The organism is Streptomyces solincola, from assembly GCF_002982015.1.
GTDB classification, from domain to species: Bacteria; Actinomycetota; Actinomycetes; order Streptomycetales; family Streptomycetaceae; genus Streptomyces; species Streptomyces solincola.
This window is the reverse complement of the sequence record NZ_PVLV01000492.1, coordinates 1-7,009: the sequence shown is the minus strand read 5'-3', so window position 1 is coordinate 7,009 and position 7,009 is coordinate 1. Positions and strand designations below refer to the sequence as shown.

The window sequence follows — 7,009 nt, the reverse complement described above, 5'->3', positions numbered from 1 at the left end:
CCCGCCACGGGCGCGGGTGACAAGGCTTCGGGCGGGCGCGGGGCCGGGGGCGGGCGGCTGCTCGCCGGGCGGTACCGGCTGGACGGCGTGCTCGGCCGCGGCGGCATGGGCACCGTGTGGCGCGCCGTGGACGAGACGCTGGGCCGCACGGTCGCGGTGAAGGAACTGCGCTTCCCCAACAGCATCGACGACGAGGAGAAGCGCCGCCTCATCACGCGCACCCTCCGCGAGGCCAAGGCCATCGCCCGTATCCGCAACAACGGCGCGGTCACCGTCTACGACGTCGTCGACGAGGACGACCGCCCGTGGATCGTGATGGAGCTGATCGAGGGCAAGTCCCTGGCGGACGCGGTACGTGAGGACGGCGTCCTCACGCCCAAGCGCGCCGCCGAGGTCGGCCTCGCCATCCTCGACGTGCTGCGCTCCGCGCACCGCGAGGGCATCCTGCACCGGGACGTCAAGCCGTCCAACGTGCTGATCGGCGGCGACGGCCGGGTGGTGCTCACCGACTTCGGCATCGCCCAGGTCGAGGGCGACCCCTCCATCACCTCCACCGGCATGCTCGTCGGCGCCCCCTCGTACATCTCCCCGGAGCGGGCCCGCGGCCACAAGCCCGGACCGGCGGCGGACATGTGGTCGCTCGGCGGCCTGCTGTACGCCAGCACCGAGGGCTGCCCGCCGTACGACAAGGGCTCGGCCATCGCCACGCTCACCGCGGTGATGACCGAGCAGCTCGACCCGCCGAAGAACGCCGGGCCGCTGACCGAGGTCATCTACGGCCTGCTGGAGAAGGACCCGGCCAAGCGGCTGGACGACGCCGGGGCGCGGGCGCTGCTCCAGAAGGTCGTCCGGATGCGCGAGAAGCCGCCCGTCGAGGAGTCCTCGCCGGAGGCCACCCGGGTGGTCCCGCTGCCGCCGGTGCCGCCCGCGCCGCTGGAGAAGCGCGAGAAGCGCTCCCGGGGCGGCGACCGCGCCGGACAGGCGGGCGCGCCCGCCGAGCGGGTCGCGCCGCCGGTCACCGAGGCGGCGGCCGAGCGGATGCGCGGCGCGCTGCGCTCGGTGCGCAACGCGGCCGCGGCCGCGGCGGCGAACCGGCAGAGCGCCGACGCCCGGTCCCGTACCGCCCGAGGCGGGGCCGGGGCCGGGGCCGCCTCCACCGTGCGGTCCGACGGCACGGGCCGCGGCCCGGCGGCGCCGCCCCGCGCCCCGCTGACCGACGTGGTGCCGCGCCGCACTCTGGTGATCATCGCGGTCGTGCTGGTGCTGGTCATCGTCGCCGTGGTGCTCGCCGTGGTGTTCGGCGGCGGCGGGGACGACCAGGCCCAGGGCAAGCCCGGCGCGGAGCGCACCGCCTCGGCCGGGGCGGACGTCACCCCCGGCGGCTCCGGCCAGGACGGCAAGGGCGGGCAGCCCGGGACGGACCCCAGCGGGGCGTCCGGCTCCGGCGCCCCGAGCGACGGCGGCTCCCCGGGCCAAGGCGGTCAGGACGGTGACGGCCAGAGCGGCGAGGACGGCGACGGACAGGGTGAGGGCGACGGGGGCAAGCCCTCGGCCAAGCCGGGCGGAGGCGGGGCCCTGCCCGCCGGGTACACCACCGTCACCAACGACCGCTTCCGCTTCTCCATGGCCATGCCGTCCGACTTCAGCCTCAAGGGCATAGCCGGGACCAACTCGGGCGGGAAGTTCTGGGGCGGCGCGCCCTACCCGCGTGTCCAGGTCGACTTCACCGGCTCGCCGCGCGCGGACGCCGCCCTGGCCTGGACCCTCGCCCGGACCAGCGTGGCGGCCAGCAGCAGCAACTACCGGCACATCGGCATAGCCAAGGTCGACTACAACGGCTACCCGTCCACCGCGGACTGGCAGTTCGAGCGCGACGAGAACGGCGAGCGGGTACGGGTGCTCAACCGCGGCTTCAAGGTGGACGCCAAGCGTGGTTATTCGATCATGGTGAGCTGCCCGGTGGCCGAGTGGGACGGTGCGGAGTGCCGCACCCTGCGCGACACCGCCTTCGCCACCTTCGCGCCCAAGGGCTGAGCAGCCGACAGCTCGTTCCGGCACGGGGGCGGGCCGGGACACGTATCGTGAGAGGCCGGAGACCGTACGCAGCCGGTGCCATGCCGGGAAGAGTCCGCAACTGCGTGACGACTGACCGGATGTGACGGTTGCGTACGATCCGGGTGACCGGTTGCGGGTACCCGGGTGCGGACGGCCGGGTCCGCAGGGCCCCGGTGGCCGGAGGACGAGTTCCGTGGGGAGGCGGCATCGTGGACGAGTACGCGGGCAGGGTGTTGGCCGACCGCTACCGGCTGCCGCTGACACCCTCGGACGAGTACGAGCCGGTCGAGACCCGGGCCTTTGACACGTACAGCGGGCAGGAGGTGACGGTCCGTCGGCTGCCGCTGCCCGAGGTCGTGGACGCGGAGGTGCTGGACGCCGACACCTCCTACGCCGGCGACCCGTACGCCGACCATCCCCACGGCCCCGGCGGTCCCCACGGCCCGGGCGATCCCTACGCCCGTGACCCCTACGCCCGTGATCCCTACGCCCGTGATCCGTACGCCCGCCCGGCAGCCGCCCGGCGGCCCGCCGACCCGGCCGTGCGGCGAGCGGTGGAGGCCGCGCAGGCCGCCGCCCAGATCCCCGACCACCCCCGGCTCGACCAGGTCTTCGACGTCTTCGCCGAGGCGGGCTCGCTCTGGATAGTGAGTGAACTGGTCGCCGGCCACCCGCTGTCGGCCCTACTCGAACAGCAGCCGCTCACCCCCTACCGCGCTGCCGAGATCGGCTCCGAGGTGCTCACCGCGCTGCGCGCGCTGCACGCCCACGGCTGGACGCACCGCAACGTCACCGCCCGCACGGTGCTGGTCTGCGACGACGGGAGGGTGGTCCTCACCGGCCTGGCAGCGAGCGCCGCCGAGGAGGCTCTCTGCGGCTACGACCCGCTGCCCGCCCCCGACCCCGCCGACGCCGCCGACGCCTCCGGCTACGCGGACGAGGACGCCGCCGCCTACGCGGACGAGTACGAGACCGAGCCCGTATGCGAGTACGAGGGCGCGTACGAGGCCGACGAACGGATGGCCGAGGCCGCCGGCGCGGAGCCGGACGACCCCGGGCGCGCCCACCAGGCGGAGGAGAGCTACGAAAGCGGCCCGGGCTACGGCAGCGGCCGCGGCTACGAAGCCGGCGGCGGGTCCGGGGCGCCCGGCGGATACGACGGGTACGGGACGTCCGGCGGGTCCGGGCTGCCCGCGCTCGCGCCCGGCTTCGAGCCGGCGCTGCCCCAGCAGCTCGGCCCCGGCCCCGCGCTATCGCAGCCGCAGCCGCAGCCGCAGCCGCAGCCGCAGCCGCAGTCGCAGTCGGCGACCGGCCCCGCCGCGGGCGGGCCGCCGGACGCCCGGGCGGTCCGGGCCGGCGCCATCGCCGCGTACAGCGCCGGCACCCGGGCAGCCGCTCGCGCCGCCGAAGCCCGGGCCGCGCTTCCGCCGACATCCGGCCAGGACGGCCCCACCGGGCCGGCGCTGCCCCCGGGCGACGCCGCTGCGGCCGAGCCGCCCTGGTGGTCGCAGGCCCCGGGGCTGGCCGACGACGACGAGGACGAGGACGAGGAGTCGTACGGCCAGTCGTACGACTCGCCGTACGGGGGCCGGGACAGGGACGGTGACCGGGGCGGAGACGGTGACGGGGAGCCGCCGCGGCGGGCGCACCTGACCGGAGTGTGGAGCGACGGCCCGGGCGGCGCGGGGGGCGGCGGCGGACCGGTGTCCGCGGGCGGCGGCCGCTCCCCGTACGGCACCCGGGACGCGCTGCGCGCCGACGCCCAGCGCCGCGAGCAGCCGCGGCTGCCGGTACCGGCCACGGCAGCGGCCGCGCGGGGCGCCGCCCCCGCGCCGGCGGCCGAGGGCGACGCGCCCGCCGGGCCACCGCGCTACCGCGGCCCCGAGACGCCGCTGGCCGCCGAGCGCGCCCGGCAGACCCGTATCGCCGTCGTGGGCGCCGTCACCGAGCGCTGGGCGCCGGAGCAGGCCGGCCCCGTCCACGGCACCTGGCGGCTGGCCCCGCCGGTCGGGCCCGCCACCGACCTGTGGGCGCTCGGCGCGCTGCTGTACCGGGCCGTGCAGGGCCACGCCCCCTACCCGGAGGAGAACACCGCCGAGCTGGTCCAGATGGTGTGCGCCGAGCCGCCCGCGTTCGCCGAGGAGTGCGGTCCGCTGCGCCCGGTGGTCGAGTCGCTGCTGCGCCAGGACCCCACCGAGCGGCCGGACATCGAGGAACTGCGCGGCTGGCTCCGGTCGTTGGTCCGCTCGGCGCCCGAACCGGACGCCGGCGCCCATGTGGTGCCGATGCCCGCGGTGGACGCCGCCCGGCTGCCGGTGGTCCGCCGCCGCGGCGAGCTGGTGCGGCGGCGTCGGGCGGGACGCGCGCAGTCCGGCGCCCACCGGCACCGCCGGTCCCGGACCGCCGCCAGGACCGCGGCCCCGGCCGCTCCCGCCGCTCCCGCCGCCCCGCGTCCCGTCCCGGAGCGCCGGCCCAAGCCGGCGGCCGCACGCGGCGGCAGCCCGCGTTCCCTGGGCCGCCTCCTCCTGCTGCTGGTCCTGCTCCTGCTGGCCGGGGCCATCGCCTACGCGATGGTCTTCCTGCCCAAGGCCGGTGAGGACGGCGGCGGCGACGGAGCCGGGCAGCCGGCCGCCCGTCCCTCGACCGGGGTCTCCGCCTCGCCGACCGCCCCCGCGCCGGGCGGCGGCGACGCGGCCCCGGACGACCTGCCCGCCGAGGGCGGGCAGGCGCCCTCCACCAACACCGTCCCGCCCGGCGGCGGTCCCGACCTGGCCGACGGCTACGCGGTCCGGGACGACCCCGAGGGCTTCCGCGTCGGGGTGGACAAGGGCTGGCAGCGCAGCCAGGTCAACGACGCCGGACAGGTGCGCTTCACCGGTGACGGTTTCACCCTGCTGGTCGTCCCCGGCCGCGACACCGCCCGGTCGGCCGGGACCGACCCGCTGGAGTACCAGCGCACCAAGGAGCCCGAGCTGCAACCGTGGCGTGACTCCAGTTGGGCCACCGCCACCGGGCTCCGCCGGGTGGACGTGGGCCGCCAGGCCACCGCGGAGGGCCAGTTCACCTGGACCGACGCCAGCGGCCGCGACGTGTACGTGCGCAACAAGGCGATCCTCGTCGGCGACCGGTACCACGTGGTCCAGGTGATCGGCCCGGAGAGCGAGCGCGACCGGGTCTCCGAGATCTACCAGCAGGCCGTCACCGCCTACCGCCCCACCCGCTGACGCCCCGCCGGTCCCTTCCTGCTCGGGGGCGCGGGCTCGCCGCCGACCGCTCGGTTCCGGCCAAAGCGGGTGCTCCGCGGCCGTGATCGGTGTGGCTCTCGGTGTGCGCGTGATCCCGCACGGGTACGGGACCGGGGGAGCCGTGCGGGGTGAACCGGCGGGTGCACCGGAGCGTGCCGGACGGCCTCCCGCGGTGGTGACGGACTCGCCGGCCGGCCGGCCGGCCGCCCGTCCCGTGACCTGCGCGCCGGCATCCGAAGGCAGCAAGTACATCTGACGGCTACCGACGACGTAAGACGACTTCCGACGACGTACGACGACGACGACGTACGACGACGACGTACGACGACGTACGACGACGACGTACGACGGCATCAGACGGCGTGCGACAGCCTCCCGGGCAGCCGGGCAGCCGGGCAGCCGGGCAGCCGGGCAGCCGGACAGCCGGGCAGGCAGCGGGGCAGGCGGGCGCGGCCTGCCGGGTGAGGGCAGGTCACGAGAGCGCCAGGAGAGCACTTCGCGGGCCCACTTCGCGAGCAGAGGGGACGTGCCGTGTCCGGAGCCGGGCAGCAGCGGCGGATCGTGGGACGGTACCTGCTTGAGGCACGTCTCGGGCGCGGCGGCATGGGGACGGTCTGGCGGGCGTACGACGAGCTGCTCGGCCGGCGGGTCGCGGTCAAGGAGCTCCACCTGGACGCCGGCGCCGCGACCCACTCCACGCTGCGGGAGGCCCGGGCCGTCGCGCGGGTCCACCATCCGCACATCGTCTGCGTCCACGACGTCGTCGAGGAGGACGGCGTCCCGTACATCGTGATGGAGCTGGTGGAGGGCGGGTCGCTGGCCCAGCGCCTGGCCCGGCACGGCCCGCTCGCCCCGCGCGAGGCGGCCCGCCTCGGCCTGGCGCTGCTGAGCGCGCTGCGGGCCGCGCACGCACTCGGGGTGCTGCACCGCGACCTGAAGCCGGCCAACGTCCTGCTGGAGGAGGCCACCGGGCGGGTGGTCCTCACCGACTTCGGCATCGCGCAGCTCGCCGGCTCGACCACCCTCACCGAGGCGGGGATGTTCGTGGGGTCGCCGGAGTACACCGCCCCCGAGCGCATGCGGGGCGCCCGGGCGGGCCCGGCCAGCGATCTGTGGTCCCTGGGGGTGCTGCTGTGCGCGGCGCTGACCGGCCAGTCGCCCTTCCACCGCGACTCGCTGGGCGGCGTGCTGCACGCCGTGGTGGAGGAGGACGTCCGGCCGCCGGCGGCCGCCGGGCCGCTGCTGCCGGTGGTGCGCGGGCTGCTCCGGCGCGACCCGGACCGCCGGATGGGTCCGGCCGAGGCAGAGCGGCTGCTCCGCGCCTACGCGGGGGCGGACGACGACACCAGCGCCGAGCACGCCCCGTACGCCCCGTACGCCCCGCTGCCCGGCGGGGTCCTGCCGTACGGCGCCGGGGGCCGCCTCCCGACCTCCTACGGCTCCGGGCGCCGGCCGCCGTACGGCCACGGCCACGGTCGTGGCTACGGCCATGGCCAGGACGTGGCCGACGCCGTGCCGCCCGGCCACGGTCCGGCGGACGCGGTCCCGGCCGAGCGGCGTTCCCGGCGGGCGCGGGGCCGCGCCCCCGGGCGGGCGCCGGCCCCCGCCTCGGCCCGTGCGGCCGGCCGGCATCCCGGCAGCACCGCGGGGCGCGGCCCGCGGGGCGCTCCGGGGCGGGTGCCCGGCCGGGACGCGCGCCGCTTCCCGGG

General features: G+C 77.3%; 3 protein-coding genes. All 3 read left to right on the top strand.

Going from position 1 to position 7,009, the window contains the following annotated elements:
- The coding region (locus C6N75_RS25380; protein ID WP_407703273.1) for a serine/threonine-protein kinase at positions 1-2,034 on the top strand (2,034 nt) is incomplete at its 5' end.
- Positions 2,035-2,264: 230 nt separating this feature from the next.
- Positions 2,265-5,279 carry a protein kinase gene (locus C6N75_RS25375; RefSeq protein WP_105871208.1) on the top strand — a complete coding sequence of 1,005 codons (3,015 nt, stop codon included), beginning with the start codon at positions 2,265-2,267 and terminating at the stop codon, positions 5,277-5,279.
- A 552-nt stretch (positions 5,280-5,831) separates the two neighbouring features.
- Positions 5,832-7,009 (top strand): serine/threonine-protein kinase (locus C6N75_RS25370; RefSeq protein ID WP_146132672.1); only part of this gene is annotated, 1,178 nt, incomplete at its 3' end.